Annotated in this window: 13 protein-coding genes; 9 read left to right on the forward strand and 4 right to left on the reverse strand. The window is 54.4% G+C overall.

What is annotated here, in order from left to right:
* Positions 1–185: 185 nt before the first annotated feature.
* Genes CFK45_RS05235 through prsR form a run of 3 tightly spaced genes read left to right on the forward strand, consistent with a single transcriptional unit; the run spans position 186 to position 5,940 of the window.
* Positions 186–2,468 carry a DUF1631 domain-containing protein gene (locus tag CFK45_RS05235; RefSeq protein WP_096085375.1) on the forward strand — a complete coding sequence of 761 codons (2,283 nt, stop codon included), beginning with the start codon at positions 186–188 and terminating at the stop codon, positions 2,466–2,468.
* 13 nt (positions 2,469–2,481) lie between these two features.
* Positions 2,482–4,551: an XrtA/PEP-CTERM system histidine kinase PrsK gene (gene prsK, locus CFK45_RS05240; protein WP_096085376.1), complete on the forward strand. Its 2,070-nt coding sequence runs from the start codon at positions 2,482–2,484 to the stop codon at positions 4,549–4,551.
* A gap of 30 nt (positions 4,552–4,581) precedes the next feature.
* The gene (gene prsR / locus CFK45_RS05245; protein WP_096085377.1) at positions 4,582–5,940 is read left to right on the forward strand and encodes a PEP-CTERM-box response regulator transcription factor; all 1,359 of its coding nucleotides are present in this window, start codon (positions 4,582–4,584) and stop codon (positions 5,938–5,940) included.
* A gap of 110 nt (positions 5,941–6,050) precedes the next feature.
* Here the strand turns inward: prsR and trpE are convergent, their stop codons facing one another.
* Both trpE and rpe read right to left on the reverse strand, forming a co-directional pair.
* Positions 6,051–7,544: an anthranilate synthase component I gene (gene trpE / locus CFK45_RS05250; protein ID WP_096085378.1), complete on the reverse strand. Its 1,494-nt coding sequence runs from the start codon at positions 7,542–7,544 to the stop codon at positions 6,051–6,053.
* Between the two features lie 120 nt (positions 7,545–7,664).
* Positions 7,665–8,339 (reverse strand): ribulose-phosphate 3-epimerase, encoded by a 675-nt coding sequence (rpe, locus tag CFK45_RS05255; protein ID WP_096085509.1) that lies wholly within the window; start codon positions 8,337–8,339, stop codon positions 7,665–7,667.
* A 283-nt stretch (positions 8,340–8,622) separates the two neighbouring features.
* Between rpe and CFK45_RS05260 the strand changes: the two genes are divergently transcribed.
* Positions 8,623–9,765, forward strand: a complete 1,143-nt coding sequence (locus CFK45_RS05260; RefSeq protein ID WP_158224607.1) for a DUF3530 family protein — start codon at positions 8,623–8,625, stop codon at positions 9,763–9,765.
* Between the two features lie 56 nt (positions 9,766–9,821).
* Here the strand turns inward: CFK45_RS05260 and CFK45_RS05265 are convergent, their stop codons facing one another.
* On the reverse strand, positions 9,822–10,535 hold the full coding sequence (locus CFK45_RS05265) for a nucleotidyltransferase family protein (RefSeq protein ID WP_096085380.1): 714 nt from the start codon (positions 10,533–10,535) through the stop codon (positions 9,822–9,824).
* A 38-nt stretch (positions 10,536–10,573) separates the two neighbouring features.
* Positions 10,574–11,644: an aminoglycoside phosphotransferase family protein gene (locus CFK45_RS05270; RefSeq protein WP_096085381.1), complete on the reverse strand. Its 1,071-nt coding sequence runs from the start codon at positions 11,642–11,644 to the stop codon at positions 10,574–10,576.
* Positions 11,645–11,860: 216 nt separating this feature from the next.
* Here CFK45_RS05270 and CFK45_RS05275 point away from each other — a divergent pair, with 216 nt between their 5' ends.
* Genes CFK45_RS05275 through apaG form a run of 5 tightly spaced genes read left to right on the forward strand, consistent with a single transcriptional unit; the run spans position 11,861 to position 17,809 of the window.
* The gene (locus tag CFK45_RS05275) at positions 11,861–14,305 is read left to right on the forward strand and encodes an LPS-assembly protein LptD (protein WP_096085382.1); all 2,445 of its coding nucleotides are present in this window, start codon (positions 11,861–11,863) and stop codon (positions 14,303–14,305) included.
* 24 nt (positions 14,306–14,329) lie between these two features.
* Positions 14,330–15,634, forward strand: coding sequence for a peptidylprolyl isomerase (locus CFK45_RS05280; RefSeq protein WP_096085383.1), 1,305 nt, complete (start codon positions 14,330–14,332; stop codon positions 15,632–15,634).
* 8 nt (positions 15,635–15,642) lie between these two features.
* Positions 15,643–16,626: a 4-hydroxythreonine-4-phosphate dehydrogenase PdxA gene (gene pdxA / locus CFK45_RS05285; RefSeq protein ID WP_096085510.1), complete on the forward strand. Its 984-nt coding sequence runs from the start codon at positions 15,643–15,645 to the stop codon at positions 16,624–16,626.
* Between the two features lie 2 nt (positions 16,627–16,628).
* Positions 16,629–17,441, forward strand: a complete 813-nt coding sequence (gene rsmA / locus CFK45_RS05290) for a 16S rRNA (adenine(1518)-N(6)/adenine(1519)-N(6))-dimethyltransferase RsmA (RefSeq protein ID WP_096085384.1) — start codon at positions 16,629–16,631, stop codon at positions 17,439–17,441.
* A complete protein-coding gene (apaG, locus tag CFK45_RS05295) occupies positions 17,438–17,809 on the forward strand; it encodes a Co2+/Mg2+ efflux protein ApaG (protein ID WP_096085385.1) in 372 nt (123 codons plus the stop codon). The genes rsmA and apaG overlap by 4 nt, the downstream gene beginning before the upstream one ends.
* Positions 17,810–17,927 lie beyond the last annotated feature (118 nt).

Genomic DNA, 17,927 nt, shown 5'->3' on the forward strand with positions numbered 1-17,927 from the left:
CAAAGTCATTGTCACCATCGCCAGCAAAAGACTTTGCCGCCAGGCACTTACAAGGTATCGTTGTGATTCAGCAAGCTCGCGCAAAGCCATTCAGATACAGGGGCACTCAAGCCCGTTTCAACAAAACTTATACCGATAGCACTGCGAACAGAACAAGCTTGTGGGGAGATTAAGCGTACGGGACTATGATTACAGCGCAACACAAACAACTGCTCAACCAGATTCAACGTGACAGCAACGATCTGTTGCAGCGGCGCCTGACCGAACTTCTGCTCGCCACCGACAAGATGTTCAAAGACCTGAGCCTGCGCGCCAGTACCGATAACGAAGCCAAGCTCTACGACGAAACCATGCGCGCTATTCGCGCCGCGCGCGCAACGCTTATCGACGAGTTCTGCGCGATGCAAACGCAGAACTTCGACAAGATGCTAAACCCAAAGCAAGACAGCTATCAAAGCGCCAATACCGAAGAGCAACTTGCAGTGGTGCAGACCGAAGACCTCGAGCTGGAATTGGCGCAGAAAAACATGGCCGATCGCAGCCGCTTAAACTACAAAACCGAACTGTATGAGCTCGAAGCCAGGCTCAACGCATGTTTGCCCGCGCTAAAGATCGCCCAGCACACTAACGCTTTTGACCCGCAGCAGCTCAGCCGCGCCTTTGCCCAGGCTTGCCGCAAGCGCCTACAACTTAAAACTCAGCCCCAACTTATTTTTTTTAAGCTGTTTGAAAAGCAGGTTTTGCAGCAACTCGGCCAGCTCTACAGCGAGGCCAACCAGCACTTTATCGACGCGGGCATCTTGCCCAAAGTGCCGCGCAACCAAAGAAGCGCGGAAAGCTCGCGCCGCTCAGCGGAACAGGTCAAAGCCAGTGAGTTTGAAAGTTTTGAACAAAACAGCAAAGCCACATCAGACTACAGCCTGGGTTTTCAAAAGTTTGACAGCCCTTTTAACCAGCCTCAAACAACCAGCTCCGCATCTAATACAGGTCTCCACGAGCAAACCCTTAGCAGCGTTAACCTCGAATACAGTGCGTTAAGTGGCTTGATGGCCTCAATCCGCGCCGCGCGTCAAACTCAGTTGCCCGGTGTCTTAAGCCTGGCCAACTATCAGGTTTTTAGCGCCAACCCCGGCAAAGCCATGCCGGCGCCAGAGCTCAGTGAGGCCCTCGCCGCCCATCAGCTCAACGTCGATCAGCAACTTAGCCACAGCAGCCCCAAGAATGTGGTACCGCAGTTGGTCAGTTCAATCTTGGCGCAAAAAGACCCTCAAAAACCGCAGGCCCTGGCCCAGCTTGATGAAGACATCATTAATTTAATTGCCCTGTTTTTCGACAAAATACTCGAAGACGAAGAGCTGCCACTTATTGTTCAATCGCTGATCTGCCGCCTGCAGATACCGGTGCTAAAAGTAGCCCTGCACGACAAGCGTTTTCTCAGTGACGACCAACACCCCGCGCGGCAGCTGATCAATACCATTACCGAAGCCGGCGCAAGTTTCGACGAGTCAAAGAACCTAGAGCGCGACCCACTTTGCCAGCTGATGACTAAAGCTGTGCAACACATCAACCGCCAGTTTCAACTCGACCAAAGCGTGTTTATCGACGCCAACAACGAAATTCGAGCGGCGCTTAGCGCCGAGCGGGAAAAGAGCTCCACCGTTGAGCAGCGCACCAAACAAAGCGAAACCGGCAAAGCCAAATTGGCCGCGGCAAAAAGTTTTGCTCAGGATGCCATCTACGAAAAAATAAAAACCCTTGAGCTACCCGAAAAGCTGCTCGATTTTCTCAGCAACACCTGGCTGCAAGTGTTAATTATCACCTATGTGCGCACGGGCAAAGACTGCCACGAGTGGATAGAGTACGAACAAGTGATCGCCGACCTTTGCTGGCTCTGTCAAGCTCACAGCGACAGCAAATCTCAACAGCGGGTGCAGCGCCTGCTGCCAATTGTGCTCAAGCGCATCGACACCGGTTTAGCCCTGGTGATCGACAATGCCCAAGCGCGCGCGGAGTCGCTGCAGCAACTCGAGCGCTGCCTGAGCCCAAGCGCGCTGGAAACTCAGGCTAGGCAAAGTTTAAACGCCGAACAAAAAACCAAACTTGGCAAGAGCGATCCGACGCAAAAGCGCTGGAATGAAATGAGCGCAGTTGAACGCCAGCAGCACCGCTACGAAGAACTCAGCAGCCAGTTTTTCCTAAAAGCCAAAAACATGGCTGTGAACACCTGGCTCGACTACGACGACAACGAACGAGCGCGCACATTGCGCTGCAAGCTGATTGCCAAAATTGATGCCGATAACTACGTATTTAGCAACCGTTTTGGCTTTAAATGCCTGCTCAAGAGCCGGCGTCAGTTTGCCTACGACATGCAGTTTAAAAAAGCGCGCATCATCAGTGATACACCGACATTTGAACGCTTAATGCAACGCCTGTTAGAGCAAATAAGCTCGCTCGGCCAGCAAGCTTGAGGAGCGCACACACGTGTCCAGCCATCACCCGTTAACCGTCGGCCTGATCAGCTATTCTGTCGCGGCGATCTTAAGTTTAATTCTCGCCATCAGCCTGAGTCTGAGGCTCAAGCAGCTCGGCCTCAGTATATTTTTTGTCATCGCCGCACTCGCTCAGGCACTGCTGTTTTTTTGTGTAGCCCTGCTCGAGCCTTTTGCACTTGCGCCAGACGAGCTCAAACACAGCCGACAACTGGGCCTGTTGTGGCTATCCGAGGCGAGCCAATTTGCCTGCTGGTTACTGGCTCTGAGTTTCAGTGCCAACCGCCTGTGCCCCGATAGTCAGCCCAAGGCACTCAAACTTGGCGCCGTCGCCCTGGCTGTGTGCGTGCCATTGCTCGCGCTTTTTCAGTTTCTGAACCTAAATGCAGCGAAAAATATGTTTGCACTGCTGCAGTGGAGCAGCATCGCCTATTCCGTTTTTTGTTTTTTATTGCTCGAACAGCTGTATCGCAACTTAACTCACGATCGCCTGCTAAGGCTGCTGTGCCTCGGCCTCGGTTTAATCTTTATTTTTAACGCATTTTTGTATGCGCACAATTTAATTAATCTCGAGCTCAACCAGAGCCTGTGGCAAGTCCGCGCAGCGATCAGCTCTGTCGCTGTGCTGTTTATGATTATTGGTTTACTCGCGTTTAAAGACAGCGGCAGCTCGCTGGCCGATATCCGATTTTCCCAACCCGCCGTCTTTTACACCACATCGTTAAGCATCAGTGGTTTTCTTTTACTGCTGTTAGCCGCTGGAGGCTACTACGTTAAGTTTTCCAACAGTAGTTGGGGCACGGTGATTTTTGCCAGCGTTTGTTCAGCCATGATTATCTCCTTGGCGCTGCTCTTTAGCAGTGACAAGCTCAGGCAGAAACTCAACGTATTTATCAACAAGCATCTGTTTAACTACAAATATGACTACCGCAACGAGTGGCTGAAACTAATCCGCTTGCTGTCATTGCCTACCGAACACAACCGCAGCGGTGAACGCGCGATTTCCGCGGCTGCCGATTTATTTCGCTGTGATGGTGCCGCCCTGTGGATCAAGCGTGAACACTTTTTTATCGCCAGCGATCACGTTGGCGCATTTAAGCGCAGCTGGTGCCGCGACGAAGCGCTCGCTAGTGAATTTAGCCAAACCCTGCACCGAGGCTGGATTTTTGCCCCCGGCGCAATCGACCCAGAGACCATCCGCCACAATGAAATGCTGCCCGAATGGCTGCGCTCGATCTCGAGTTTGTGGCTGGCCTTTCCGCTCTTGGTCGACGATGAAATCACCGGTTTTGTTGTACTCAGCCACCCCCGCAGTCGCGACCGCCCAAACTGGGAAGATCTCGACCTGGCTAAAACCGTCAGCCGCCAGCTGGCGAATTATTTGGCCCGCCACGAACAGAGCGAAATGCTCGCCCGGGCGCGCCAGTTTGAAGCCTTTAACAAGCTCAGCGCGTTTGTCATGCACGATTTAAAAAACCTGATTGCCCAGCAGAGCTTGGTCGTAAAAAACGCCGAAAAACACAAAGACAACCCAGCCTTTGTCGAAGACGCCATCAACACCATCAAAAATTCTGTTGAACGCATGAATAGCCTGCTGCAAAAGCTCAAACAAAATGAACTGGAAGACAGCAAGGCCGTGCAGCTTAAAGATATTCTGCACGAAGCTGTGCGCCGATGTTACAAAAGCCAGCCAGTACCGAGCCTTGGCCAGGTCAGCGATGAGCTGATGATCAAAGCCGACGTCGATGCCTTAGTGATGGTTTTTACCCACCTTATTCACAACGCTCAGGACGCGACACCCAACTCAGGCTTTATCGATCTGTTTTGCGAACAAGACGACAACGAAGTAAAAGTTATTATCGACGACAACGGCGAAGGCATGAGCCAAGAGTTTATCCGCAGTAAACTGTTCCAGCCATTTGAGAGCACTAAAGCCGGCCAGGGCATGGGTGTTGGTGTCTTTCAAGCCAAGGAATATATAGAATCGCTGGGCGGACGCATCGACGTGGAAAGCAGCCCCGGCCAGGGCAGCCGTTTCACTTTGAGCATTCCCCTAGCGTGAGTGACGCAAGCTTAAATAACAGACATTACCATGGCAAAAAACAATCTAAACAAACTCCTTATTGTCGAAGACGATACCGGCCTGCAAAGCCAGTTGCGCTGGCACTTTGACCAGTTCGAAGTCATTATGGCCAGCAACCGCGAAGAGGCCATCAACGCCATTCGCCTGCACGAGCCGGCTATCGTACTGCAAGACCTTGGCCTGCCGCCTGACGACGAGGGTGTCGAAGAAGGCTTTAAATGCATTCAGGAAATTAATTCTCTGGCACCGGCAACCAAAATCATTGTAATGACTGGCAATGCCGATTATGAAAATGCCGTGCGCGCCGTTGCCATGGGCGCCTACGACTTTTATCAAAAACCCGTCAATCCAGATACCCTCGACCTTATCCTCGAGCGCGCTTTTCATATCCACCAACTCGAAAAACAAAATCGCCTGTTGCAAGAACAGGTGCAGAGCCCGCTCGACGGTGTTATCGCCTGCGACGCGCAGATGGTTAAGATTTGCCGCATGATAGAAAAGCTGGCACCGGCCAGTGTCACGGTCACGTTAACCGGCGAAAGCGGCACGGGCAAAGAAGTGCTCGCGCGCGCGCTGCACAACTGCAGCCCGAGAAAAGACAGCCGTATGGTGGCCATCAACTGCGCTGCTGTGCCTGAGAACCTGATGGAAAGCGAGCTGTTTGGCTACGAAAAAGGCGCGTTTACCGGCGCCAACAAACGCACGCTCGGCAAGGTCGAAATGGCCAATCACGGCACCTTGTTTCTCGACGAGATCGGCGATATGCCACTGCCGCTACAGGCAAAGTTGCTGCGTTTTTTACAGGAGCGCCATATCGAGCGCCTCGGTGGGCGCGAAGAAATACCAGTCGATGTGCGGGTGATCTGCGCAACCAATAAAGACTTACAAGCTATGGTGCGCGACGGCAGCTTTCGCGAAGACCTCTACTACCGCATCTGCGAGATGGATATTCATATCCCACCGCTGCGCGAGCGGCGCGGGGATAAACTTTTACTTGCCCGCCACTTTCTAAAAAAAGCAGCGCAGAAAAACCACAGCAGCGTAACGGGCTTTAGCCCCGAGGCCACCGAAATTATCGAAAGCTACGACTGGCCCGGCAATATTCGCGAGATGGAAAACCGAGTCAATCGCGGCGTGGTAATGGCCGATGACAAGTTAGTCGGTGCCGAAGACTTAGGCATGGTTCAAGAACAGGAATTAAACCTGAATTTAAGAGAGGTGCGTTACAAAGCTGAGCGCGCAGCAATCCTCAGCGCTCTAACGATGACCGACTACAACATTAGCTCCGCGGCAAAACTGCTCGGTGTCACTCGCCCGACACTTTACGATCTGATAAAAAAATACAACATCCCGCTGAGCAGCAGTTAGACACGGCGGCCGCTAATAAAGCGTAACTGACAAAATATTCGCGACACAAAAAAGCCCGGCTTAATTAAGCCGGGCTTTTCATTTTTAATGTGCGTTCAGCAAACAATAGATTAGCTTTTATTGACCCAATCTATCGCACCAAAAAGCGCGCGCGCCTTGTTCATGGTTTCTTTCCATTCGAGTTCGGGTACAGAATCTGCCACCACACCGGCACCGGCTTGTACATGCGCCCTGCCGTCTTTAATGACCGCCGTGCGGATCGCAATTGCCATATCGAGGTTGCCGTGCCAGCTTAAATAACCAACAGCGCCGCCGTAGATACCGCGCTTAACCGGTTCAAGCTCGTCGATAATTTCCATCGCGCGAATTTTTGGGGCCCCGGAAAGGGTGCCCGCCGGCAAAGAGGCTTTCAGCACATCCATTGCATCGAGCTCGGGTTTTATCTGACCGATAACATTGGAAGTAATGTGCAAGACGTGACTGAAACGCTCAACCATCATTTTTTCCGTCAGCTTCACCGAACCGACTTCAGCAACCCGGCCGACATCGTTGCGACCGAGATCAATCAGCATTAAGTGCTCGGCAATTTCTTTGGGGTCGTTGATCAGTTCTTTTTCCAGGGCCAGATCTTCCTCTTCGGTATAACCCCTGCGGCGCGTGCCGGCAATCGGCCGCACTGTAACTTCACCGTTTTCGAGGCGCGCGAGGATCTCCGGGCTGGAGCCGACAATCTGGTAGTCGCCAAGATCCATAAAATACATATAGGGCGACGGATTCAAACTGCGCAGGGCGCGATAGAGGTTAATTGGCTTGGCAGTAAACTCGCCGCTCATACGCTGTGAAAGCACAACCTGCATGGTGTCGCCGGCGAGAATGTAGTCTTTAATTTTATCGACCGACTGCATAAAGTTAGCGCGGCCAAAGCTCGACTCAAACTGCGTTTCACTTAACGTCTTGGCACTGTCGACACCGGCCGCCAAACGGTCGGCTTCAGCAACAGAGCTCTCGAGTTTATCGCGCAGCGTCTCTATGCGTGCAAGGGCGCCAGCAAAGGCGTTGTCGGCACTGGGGTCGACATTGACAACCAGGTGAATTTTGCCCTGCAGATTGTCAAACACCAGCACTTCGTCACTGACCATCAACAAAATATCGGGCACATTTAACTCGTCCTGAGCGGCACCACCCGCTAAGCGAGACTCAATAAAACGCACAGCGTCGTAGGCAAAATAACCGACAAGGCCACCATAAAAATTCGGCAAGCCATCGAGCCCCGGGGCTTTTTCCGGTACTTTAAAGCGCTGCTGATAAGCCGAAACAAAACTGAGGGGGTCGCTGGCCTCTATTAATTCATCAGCCTGCCCCTGGCGTTTAACAACAATGTTGTCACTGGTAATTTCAACGCGCTCAGAAGCTGGCAGCCCAATAATTGAATAGCGGCCCCATTTTTCACCGCCTTGTACCGACTCAAATAAATAACTGTAAGGGCCTGCTGCAAGTTTTAAGTAGGCCGACAGCGGAGTTTCGGTATCGGCCAAAATTGTGCGCAATACCGGAATACGGTTGTAACCCTGCTCTGCAAGGCTTTGAAACTGTTCTTTGTTCATGACAAATTTTATTTCACTAAAGATTCACAAAAGTTTTGCGTTGTAAGCAATTTAATAAATAAGCGCAGTTACAAACTGCGCCAACGCTCAACAAAACGAAAACCCGGACTGTAGTGACGCTTAAGCACGCTCAACGCTCTCCAACTCTTGACGCAACTGCCCGATGCGCTCGGCATAGTTATCCGCGCCAAAAATAGCAGAACCCGCAACAAAGGTATCGGCACCTGCGGCAGCGACTTCGGCAATGTTTGCCAAACCAACACCGCCGTCAACTTCAATGCGACAATCGAGGCCGCGCTGGCTTATCAAGGCCCGCGCCGCGCGAATTTTATCGAGCACATACGGTAAAAACTTCTGCCCACCAAAGCCCGGGTTGACGGACATAAACAGCAGCATATCGAGTTGATCCAACACCGGCTCCACCAGAGACAGCGATGTGGCCGGGTTTAACACCAGGGCTTTTTTACAACCTTTTGCTTCAATCAGCTTCAGCGACCTGTCGACGTGGCGGGAGGCCTCGGGGTGAAAACTAATATAGTTGGCACCGGCGTCGGCAAATTGACCGATTAACGCATCGACTGGCTCGACCATTAAGTGCACATCAATTGGCGCACTGATGCCGTGTTTGCGCAGGGCCTCACAAACCATGGGGCCAAACGTGAGATTCGGCACGTAGTGATTGTCCATCACATCAAAGTGAATCATATCGGCGCCCGCTGCGAGCACCTCGTCGCACTCCTGACCGAGGCGGGCAAGGTCAGCGGCTAGTATCGAAGGAGCAATCAAATAAGACATCAAAATAAAACCACGAAAAATAAAGGCGAAATTGTACTGTGTAAGCACTTAGAAAATCTATGCCAAGAGCAGTGCCACGGCTTTTGACTAGAATTTGTTTAGGCAACAGCACATTCACGTCAAGCAAACACCGAACATGCATAGAGCAGTAAGGCCCAATAAACGTGTCGCATCGCAAAGCGCAACACGCACAAACACAATACAGCTTAAGCCGGCGCAACACAGGCTTAAGCTCAGCCAGCCCAAAGCTGCCCGCCTGTGCGCTTTGCCCCGGGTGCTACTTTTGGCAATAACTGTATTGGCAAGCAGCACACTGGCGACGATGGCGCCAAACAGCCTGGCCCAAGCTGGCAATGCCCAGGCCCAAACAGGCGAGGCCAAACAGCAAAGCCCAGCAGAGCCGCCAAGCGAAACGAAAGAAAGTAGTGATGGCAGTAATAAAAATAACGAGAAAAGCGGCGAGCAGGCTAGCGAGCAAAGCAGCAAAGATAAGCCGCAGACGACAAATGCCGGGCCCAGTTCGATAAGTCGCGCAAATAAAAACCCACATCAAACGCTGATCAAACAGCTGCAAGCCAGCTACCGAACTGAAGAGCTTGTGCGGCTCAAAGCCGACGGCAAAGCTTTCAGCGCGCTGTGGCGCCAGGAACGCAAAGGCAAGGCCTTTGGCGCCGTGCTGATCGTACCCGCAGATGGCCAGACCCCGAACTGGCCACACAGCATCGATGTGCTGCGCCAGGATCTCAGCCTCAGCGGCTGGAGCACTTTAGCCATCGAAACGGCCTTGATGCCCTCCCCCAAAGTACCTGCAAGACCCACAGCCGCAGAGCCCAAAGCGGCCAAACAAACTGCCAACACCAGCCCCCAAGGCAGCGACAATACGCAGGAAAACAGTGCCGACACAACAAACACTACTGAGGCTCCAGCGGCAAGAAAAAACAACATAGAAAGCAGCGAGCTAAACAGCCAAACGCTAAGCGACACGTCGATGCTGCGTATCGACAGCGCTTTTGATTACCTGCACGAGCAGGGCCAGTTCAATATAGTTCTAATAGGCTATGGCAACTCCGCAAAACGCGTGCTCGACTTTGTCCGCGATAACCGAGACCAGCCCGATCGAGCTGTGCGGGCGCTGGTGCTGGTTCAGGCCCAGGCTCACAATGGCGGGCCGTTAGCGCCCGAGTTCAGGCGTTTTGACAGCTTGAGTTTGCCGCTTTTGGATGTTTATTTTGATTTGCACGAGCTCGACCGGCGAGAAGCCGCAGCCAGAAAAAATGCCGCGCGCGAGCAGCGCTTCGACGCCTACGAACAATTAAAGTTGCGCGAGCCGGACTACGAAATTTTTGCCAATGAAAACCAGCTGTCGCGGCGAGTCAAAGGTTTCTTGAACCGCAAAGCCAAAGGCGTTGAAATAGGCCGGCGCTAAACCCTCAGCGCGGCCCTCAGCGCGAGCTCGGCCAATACGCTTTCACAAGCCTATTTTCATTCACCAGGTTCGCCCCGCTGCAACTCAGTTCGCAGTTGGGCAAGGCGCTCGGGCGTGCCGATGTCGTGCCAGGTACCGCGATAAACTTCTGCGCTGACCCTGCCCGCTAACATCGCTTCGAGCAGTGCCTCGCGCAGCGGAAAGATCTCGCGCCGGCCACTGAAGCCCGAAATCAACTCGGGTCGCATCAAGCTCAAGCCACTGAAAGTCCAGCCAGGGCCATCTGCCGCCTGCAAACGTTCAGGCAACGCACTTACTCGGCCGCTCTTATCGAGGTAAAAATCACCGCGGGATTTAAAGCCTGGGTTCGGCACCAAAATTAAGTGGGCCAAGCTGGCTTCAGGCAAAGCAAAGGCGCTTAAGTTGGCAAGCGGATAATCTGTCCAGACATCGGCATTGAGCAGTACAAAAGGCTCATCCCCGAGCAGAGGCAGGGCCCGATTTAAGCCGCCCCCGGTCTCCAGAGGCTGCGGCTCAACTGAGATCTCAAGTGAGCGCCAGGGCAAAGCCATGTCAGCCAGCGCCGACTCAATCTGCTCGCCCAGATAGCTGACATTAATCACAAACTCATCAATGCCGGCCGCCAGGCATTTTTTTAGCTGCTGCTCAAGCAAGCTGCAGCCACCGGCTTTAAGCAGTGGTTTCGGAGTTGTCAGGGTTAACGGGCGCATGCGCCGGCCTTCACCGGCGGCAAAAATCATTGCTTTCATCCAACTGCCTTTATTTAAGTACTTTTATTTGAATGTTTTTATCTAAGTAAAGGCCCAAAGCCGTCGAGCGAAGCCTGCCCTAAACGATGTTTGAGTGCCGCTCGCAAATCCTTATCAAATAAAGAAATCAGACAGGGGGCAACGCCACAAAGTTCGAGCGCCTCGACAACATAGTTCAGCACGCGGGGTAAATCCGCAAGATACTGATGTTTATTGTCTCTAAGCGATAGGCGCGCAAAAATACCGAGCACTTTTAAGTGTCTCTGCAAGCCCATCAAATCCAAACTGCGCAAAAATGCTTGCGGTGTACAAGCCGGCAGCAGCCCGGCTTCATGTGCCAGGCTCGCGTAGCTAAGCGCCCAAGTTTCAAGTTTGGCCCGCGGCCACGAGACGTAACAGTCTTTTAACAAGCTGACCACGTCGTAGTTAAGCGGCCCCAAAACGGCATCCTGAAAATCGATCAACGCAAGACTGTCGTCGCAAAGCAGCATCAAGTTGCGGCTGTGATAGTCGCGGTGCACAACAACTTGAGGCTGAGCCAGCGCGCTGTCGATCAAGAGACTGTTGAGGCCGGACAGCGCCTGCTGCTGCGCCTGGCTAAGTTCAAACTGCAACAGTGCGGTGACAAACCACTGGTCAAATAAATTCAGCTCGCGGCTCAACAGAGCGGCATCATAGCGCGGCAAAAAATCGGCCTCGGCAGCATCAACGCTCTGCAAGTGCAACAGCGCCGTCATGGCCTCGGCGTAATAACCATCCACAGTGTTGTTATCAAGGCTGTGCTGCAGCAAACGATCGCCGAGATCTTCAAGTAACAAAAAACCCTGCTCCAAATCAGCGGCGAGCAGTTTTGGCACACGCAAGCCGCGCTCGCCAAACCATCGACACAAGCGCACAAACAGTTCACTGTTTTCAGTTTGCACAGGTGCATCAACGGCAACTATGCCGGGCAGGCCGGCGCTGCGGTAATAGCGCCGCATGCCGGCATCGCCACTTAAGGCCTTGAGCGAAGGCAGCTCAGACTCAAGGCCAAGCTGCAGGGCCTGCCCCCGGACAAATTCAGTTAAAGCGTTGAGGCGCGCGCAGTCGCCACTTTGGGCTTGGCCCATAAAGTCGTACTCTACTGGTCAGCTATGAAGCGCTCTACTTTAGCGAGTTCGGCCGCCCTTGTCCGCTGCTGCCTGCGAAAAGCGGGCGCAGCTCTGTGATTTCAGGCGCAGCACAGGTAGAATGCAGCCGCTTAGCTCCAAGAGCCATCCGCCCACTTGAATGCGACGTTTTAACTTTTGCGCCCGTATAATTCCCGCTTAATTTTCTGTTCGATATTGCTCAGCTCGGTAGCCGCCGCAGAAAGCGACAGGGCCGATGCGGACAGCGCTCAGGGCAGCCCCTGCCACTACGACCAGCAGTTCGGCCAGTGGCAGTGCAACGACGGCGGTAACGCGCTTTTAGCCCAGGACTGGCTAAACAAGGAGCAGCTTGCCCCAGAGCAGCAGGCCCTGCTCGGCGCAGGCTGCTCTGGCATGTACATAGACCCGTTTGCGAATCACCGCGACAGCGGCGCCAATATGGCCGAGCTGCCATTGCTGGTTGAAGCCGATCGCTCCGAGGTAATTGATGGCAGCCACGCGACTCTCGAAGGAGAGGTGCGCGTATCTCAGGGGCCCCGCTCTATCCAAGCCGATCAAATGCACTACGACCGCAGCGTCGACAGCGCCGAACTTAAAGGCAACGTGCTTATTCGCCAGCCGGGCTTATTGCTGCGCGGCAGCAGCGCCGAGGTCAGCACCGTCGAAGAGCGAGCTGAGTTTAATCACGCCGATGTTGTGCTTCACGCCCAGCACATGCGCGGCAAAGCCGAGAGCATCGTGCAGCAGGGGCTCGGCCAGATCGTATTAAAAAACGGCAGTATTACCAGCTGCGGCCCCGATTCCGATGCCTGGTTGCTTGAAGGCGGAGAGCTCGGTATCGACGAACAGAGCGGTCAAGGTTACGGCAAACACGTGCGCCTGAAGCTCGCCGACATCCCCGTTTTTTATCTGCCGTATATGACGTTCCCGGTCGGCGACCAGCGCCGCTCGGGTTTTCTGTTCCCGAGTGTCAGCGTCAGCACCGACGACGGTGTAGATATCAGTGTGCCGTACTACCTGAATCTCGCCCCGAACTACGATGCAACCCTGACCCCGCGCTATATCAGCCAGCGCGGCTTTATGCTTGAAGCTGAACTGCGCCAGCTGAGCACCAACTTTGAAAACCTCGTCAGCGGCGCGTTTCTGCCCAACGACGGCGGCAACAAAAGCCCCGACGGTTCCGACAACGAACACACGGGCGAAGATCGCTGGCTGCTGCAATTTCGCCAAAACGGCGGCCGCGGCGCCGGCTGGTATAGCCAGGTCGACTACAACCAGGTCTCAGATGAAGACTATTTTCGCGATCTCGGCACCTCTTCATTTGAAGTGGCCAATACCACCTACCTGGATCAAAAGCTGCTCGGCGGCACCCAGCTGAACAACTGGGATTTGCGTTTTATGCTGCAGGACTACCAAACCCTGCTGTTGGACGTCGACTCACCGTATCGCAAGCTGCCGGAGCTTTTAGCTAACGGCAACTATCGCCTCGGCGGCAGCCAGCTGAGCCTCGACAACCAGTTTACCCACTTTGCCCACGACGACTTAAAACGCCTCGACGGCTCGACCATTATCACCGGTCGACGCGCCTACACCGACTACCGCCTGGGCCATCGCTTTGCCAATGCCGCCGGTTATATCAAACCCGAGCTCGGCTACAAGCACCTGTATTACAACCTCGACAACAACGAGCTCGACCCACTCAAGCACAAGAACATCGCCCTCGGCGCCGCGCAGGCTAGCCTCGACGCTTCGCTGGTACTCGAGCACCCCGGCGGCAACTACCTGCAAACGCTGGAGCCGCGCATCTACTATCTGTTTCGCGAATACGAAGATCACCGCGAACTGTACGACGCCACCGCCGGCGGCCAAGACGTCAACTTCGACTCGTCGACCCGAACCTTCAGCTACGGTCAGCTCTATCGCGATACCCGTTTCAGTGGCGCCGACCGCCTCGACGACGCCAACCGCATCACCGTCGGCCTGACCAACCGCTGGCAGAGCCACAAGGACGGCCATGAATACTTTGCCGTAAGCTTTGGTCAGATCAACCACTTTAAAGACCGGCGCATTGGCCTCGAAGAAGAAATCAGTGCCGAGACAAACTCCTCGGAAATCGCCTTTGAATTCAATGCTCAGACGCGCCAGGGCTCGGGCTTGTTTGGCAATCTCATCTACGACGATGCCGCCGAGCAGATGAGTCGCTTTTCCGCCGGCTACAACTACACCAGCAGCGACTACCTGAGCCTGCTGAACCTCAGCTACAGCTACGTGCGCGAAGACCCGGAAACCACCGGCAGCCGCCGCCTTGATCAGGTTGACCTGGGTTTTGTCACGCCGATCTCACGCCAGTGGCACCTGCTCGCACGCAGTAACTACGATTTCGAAGGCCAGCGGGAACTCGAGACCTTCGGCGGTATCGAATACAACGATTGCTGCTACCGCGTGCGCTTCTTGGCGCGGCGCTGGCTGGACAGTAATATCAATGACAGCGAAAACAAACTATCCGACCAGTACGACAGAGGGCTCTATCTGGAAATTGAGCTCAAGGGCTTAGGCAGCTCCGGCGAGCGCATTTACTCACTGCTCAAAGACGCCATTCCCGGCTACGATAGACGCGAACAACAATTAAGCGGGCACTGAGCCCCCCGAACATAAGAACAGCTAATGAAATCGATAACCTCGCTACTTAAACCCGCCGTGCTCAGTGCCAGTTTGGCCCTCGCAGCCGCCGTCAGCCTGCCCGGCCAGGCCGAGATCCAAATGCTCGATCGCATTGTTGCTGTTGTCGACGACAGCACCGTCAGCCAAAGCGAACTCGATGAACGCATGAGCGAAGTTGTCAACCGCACCCGCGCCGCCGGCATTACCCTGCCGAGCATAAGTATCCTGCGCGAACAGGTACTCAACCAGCTTGTCGACGAGACCCTGCAGCTAAATATCGCCAAGCGCTACGGTGTTGAAATCTCCGACGAAGAGGTTATCGCCTCGATTCGCGACCTGATGAGCAGGCAGGGCCTGAACGAAGCTCAGCTCTCCCAAGCGCTGGCTCAGGAAGGCCTGACCCTCGATGCGTTTAAAGACAATATGCGCCGCCAGTTGAAGCTGCAAACCATCAGCCAGGGGCTTGTGCGCCAGCGCATCAAGATCAGCGATCAAGACATCGACAATTTTTTAAACTCGGCCGACGCGCAATTCTGGATCGCGCCGTCTTATCACCTGCAGCATATTCTTATCCCCATTGAAGGCAGCGGCACCAGTGCCGTCGCCAAAGCACAAAAACACGCCGAGGACATCTATCAGCGCCTGCAAAACGGTGCCAACTTCGCCGAAATTGCCATCGCCGAAAGCCGGGGCCCTGCGGCGCTTAAAGGCGGCGACCTGGGGCTTCGCAAGAGCTCAGAGCTGCCGACCCTGTTTGCCGATGTCGCGCCGACTCTGGAGCTCGGTCAAGTAGCTGAACCCGTGCGCTCTCAAGCGGGTTTTCACATCATCAAGTTGCTCGATAAAAAAGGCGAGACCAAGCAGGTGGTTACCCAGGCGAAGGTGCGCCACATCCTGATCAAAACCAATGAAATTCTCGACGATGACGGCGCGCGCAAAAAGCTGCTCGACATTCGCAAGCAGATTGTCGAAGACGGCAAGAGCTTCAGTGTGCTCGCCAAACAGTACAGTGACGATATAGGCTCCAAAGCCACCGGCGGTGATATGGGCTGGTCGAGCCCGGGCATCTTTGTACCGGAGTTTGAAAAGACCATTGAAAACAGCAAAATCGGCGTGATCAGCGAGCCCTTTAAAACCCAATTTGGCTGGCACATACTCGAAGTCACCGATAGACGCGACGAAGATTTGAGCGACGAGGTCATTCGCAACAAAGCCCGCAACCTGCTGATTAGCCGCCGCATGGAAGATGAAATCCAGGTATGGCTGCAGGAAATTCGCGACGAAGCATTTATTGAGTTGAAAATTTAATGGCCTGCCTGCGCCTGGCCTTAACTCCCGGAGAGCCGGCCGGCATCGGCCCAGAGCTCGCCGTCATGGCTGCACAACAAGCTCGCCCCTACGAGCTTGTCGCCCTTGCCGACGCCGAGCTGCTGCAACAGCGCGCAGCGCAGTTAAAGCTCCCGCTGCGCCTGCGCCAAGTTGATTTTACCGAACAGGCCCGCCCCAGCGAAGCTGGAGAGCTTGTATATAGCCCTATACCCCTGGCGGCTCCGGTCGAAGCCGGCAAACTAGACAGCGCCAACGCCGACTATGTGCTGCAAAGCCTCAGCGAGGCCAATCGCCTGGCGCTTAGTGCTGAGGTGGCCGCCATTGTTACCGGCCCGGTGCAAAAAAGTGTTATCAACAACGCCGGCCACGCTTTCAGTGGCCACACTGAATTTTTTGCCGAGCACAGCAATACCGCCAAAGTGGTGATGATGCTGGCCTGCCCCGGCCTGCGCGTTGCGCTGGCAACCACTCACTTGCCGCTAAAAGACGTTAGCGAAGCCTTAAGCCAAGAGCAGCTCGAACAGACCTGCCGCATACTCTACAGCGAATTGCAGAACAAATTTGCCCTGTCGAAACCCAAGGTTTTAGTTGCCGGGCTCAACCCTCACGCTGGGGAAGGCGGCCATCTCGGCAGCGAAGAGATCGACGTTATCGAACCTGTACTCAATAAACTTCGCGCTGAGGGCATGCAGCTAGAGGGGCCACTGCCGGCGGATACCTTATTTACCCCGCGCTACCTCGAACAGGCCGACGCGGTGCTGGCGATGTACCACGACCAGGGGCTGCCAGTACTTAAATATCTCGGTTTTGGTCGCGCGGTCAACCTGACTTTGGGCCTGCCCTATATCCGCAGCTCCGTTGATCACGGCACCGCGCTCGATCTCGCCGGCACCGGCCGCGCCGACCCGGGCAGCATTGAAGTGGCCTTAGACCAGGCCTGGCAGCTCGCCCAAAACTCCAGGAACGCCTAAGCATGGCCAATAAAAACCCATTGCAACATCAGGCGCGCAAGCGCTTTGGACAAAACTTTCTTGTCGATCACGGCGTCATTCGACACATTGTGCGCGCCATCGGCCCCCAAACCCAAGACAACATTGTCGAAATCGGGCCGGGGCAAGGCGCCATCACCGCGTCTTTACTTGAAGCCTGCCCCGAGCTAAATGTTGTCGAGCTCGACCGCGACCTGATTCCTATTCTGCGGGTGAAGTTTGACCGCTACCCGGGCTTCAAAATCAACGAGGCCGACGCGCTTAAATTCGATTTCAGCGCACTTGCCGATGGCAAAGCGCCGCTGCGTGTGGTCGGCAACCTGCCCTACAATATTTCAACCCCGCTGATTTTCCACCTGCTTGAGCAGCGCCAAAGTATCAAAGACATGCACTTTATGCTGCAAAAAGAAGTTGTCTTGCGCCTGGCGGCAAAACCCGGTGATAAAAACTTCGGCCGCCTTTCGGTGATGGCGCAGTACTGGTGTGATATCGAAGACCTGTTTGATGTACCACCCGAATGCTTCCGCCCCGCGCCCAAAGTAATGTCGGCGATAGTGCGACTTGTACCTCATAACGAACTGCCTCATGTTGCACACAGTCACGAAGACTTGGAAACTGTCGTGAAACTCGCCTTCTCCCAGCGTCGCAAGACCTTGCGAAATGCCCTTAAGTCTTTGCTTGATACGCTGCCAGAGGCGCAACTGTGTGTCGATCTCGGCAAGCGCGCTGAAGCGCTCGATGTCGCCGATTTTGTCGCGCTAAGCAACCAGATAACCGCACTAAAACAATCCTTATGAGTCAGGCTATTACCGTCAACGTCAAAACGCACTACCTCGAAGACGAGAGCAAACCGGCGGACAGCCGCTTTGTTTACGCGTACGAGATACACATCGAAAACCTAAGCGATGAGAGTGCCCAATTGATCAGCCGCCACTGGAAGATCACCGACTCCAATGAAGAAGTACAAGAAGTCGAAGGCCTCGGTGTTGTCGGCCAGCAGCCAACCTTAAAGCCGGGTGAAAGCTACCGCTATACCAGCGGCGTCGTGCTCGAAACCGAGAGCGGCATGATGGAGGGCAGCTATCTGATGCGCAACGAAAGCGGCGGTGAATTCGAGGCGGCCATTCCCGCTTTTGCGCTGGTTAGCCCCCAGGCTCTACACTAAATCTCAGCCAGAGCTAAACACCTACTCCGCCCGGGGTGCCTAGGTCAGCCCAGAGCCCTGCCCCAGCGCGACTACAGCGGCGCACTTTTTTTTCAAGCCGACAGGCTCTAAACTTGCG

The sequence above is a fragment of the Agaribacterium haliotis genome (genome assembly GCF_002312815.1).
In the GTDB taxonomy this organism is placed as follows: domain Bacteria; phylum Pseudomonadota; class Gammaproteobacteria; order Pseudomonadales; family Cellvibrionaceae; genus Agaribacterium; species Agaribacterium haliotis.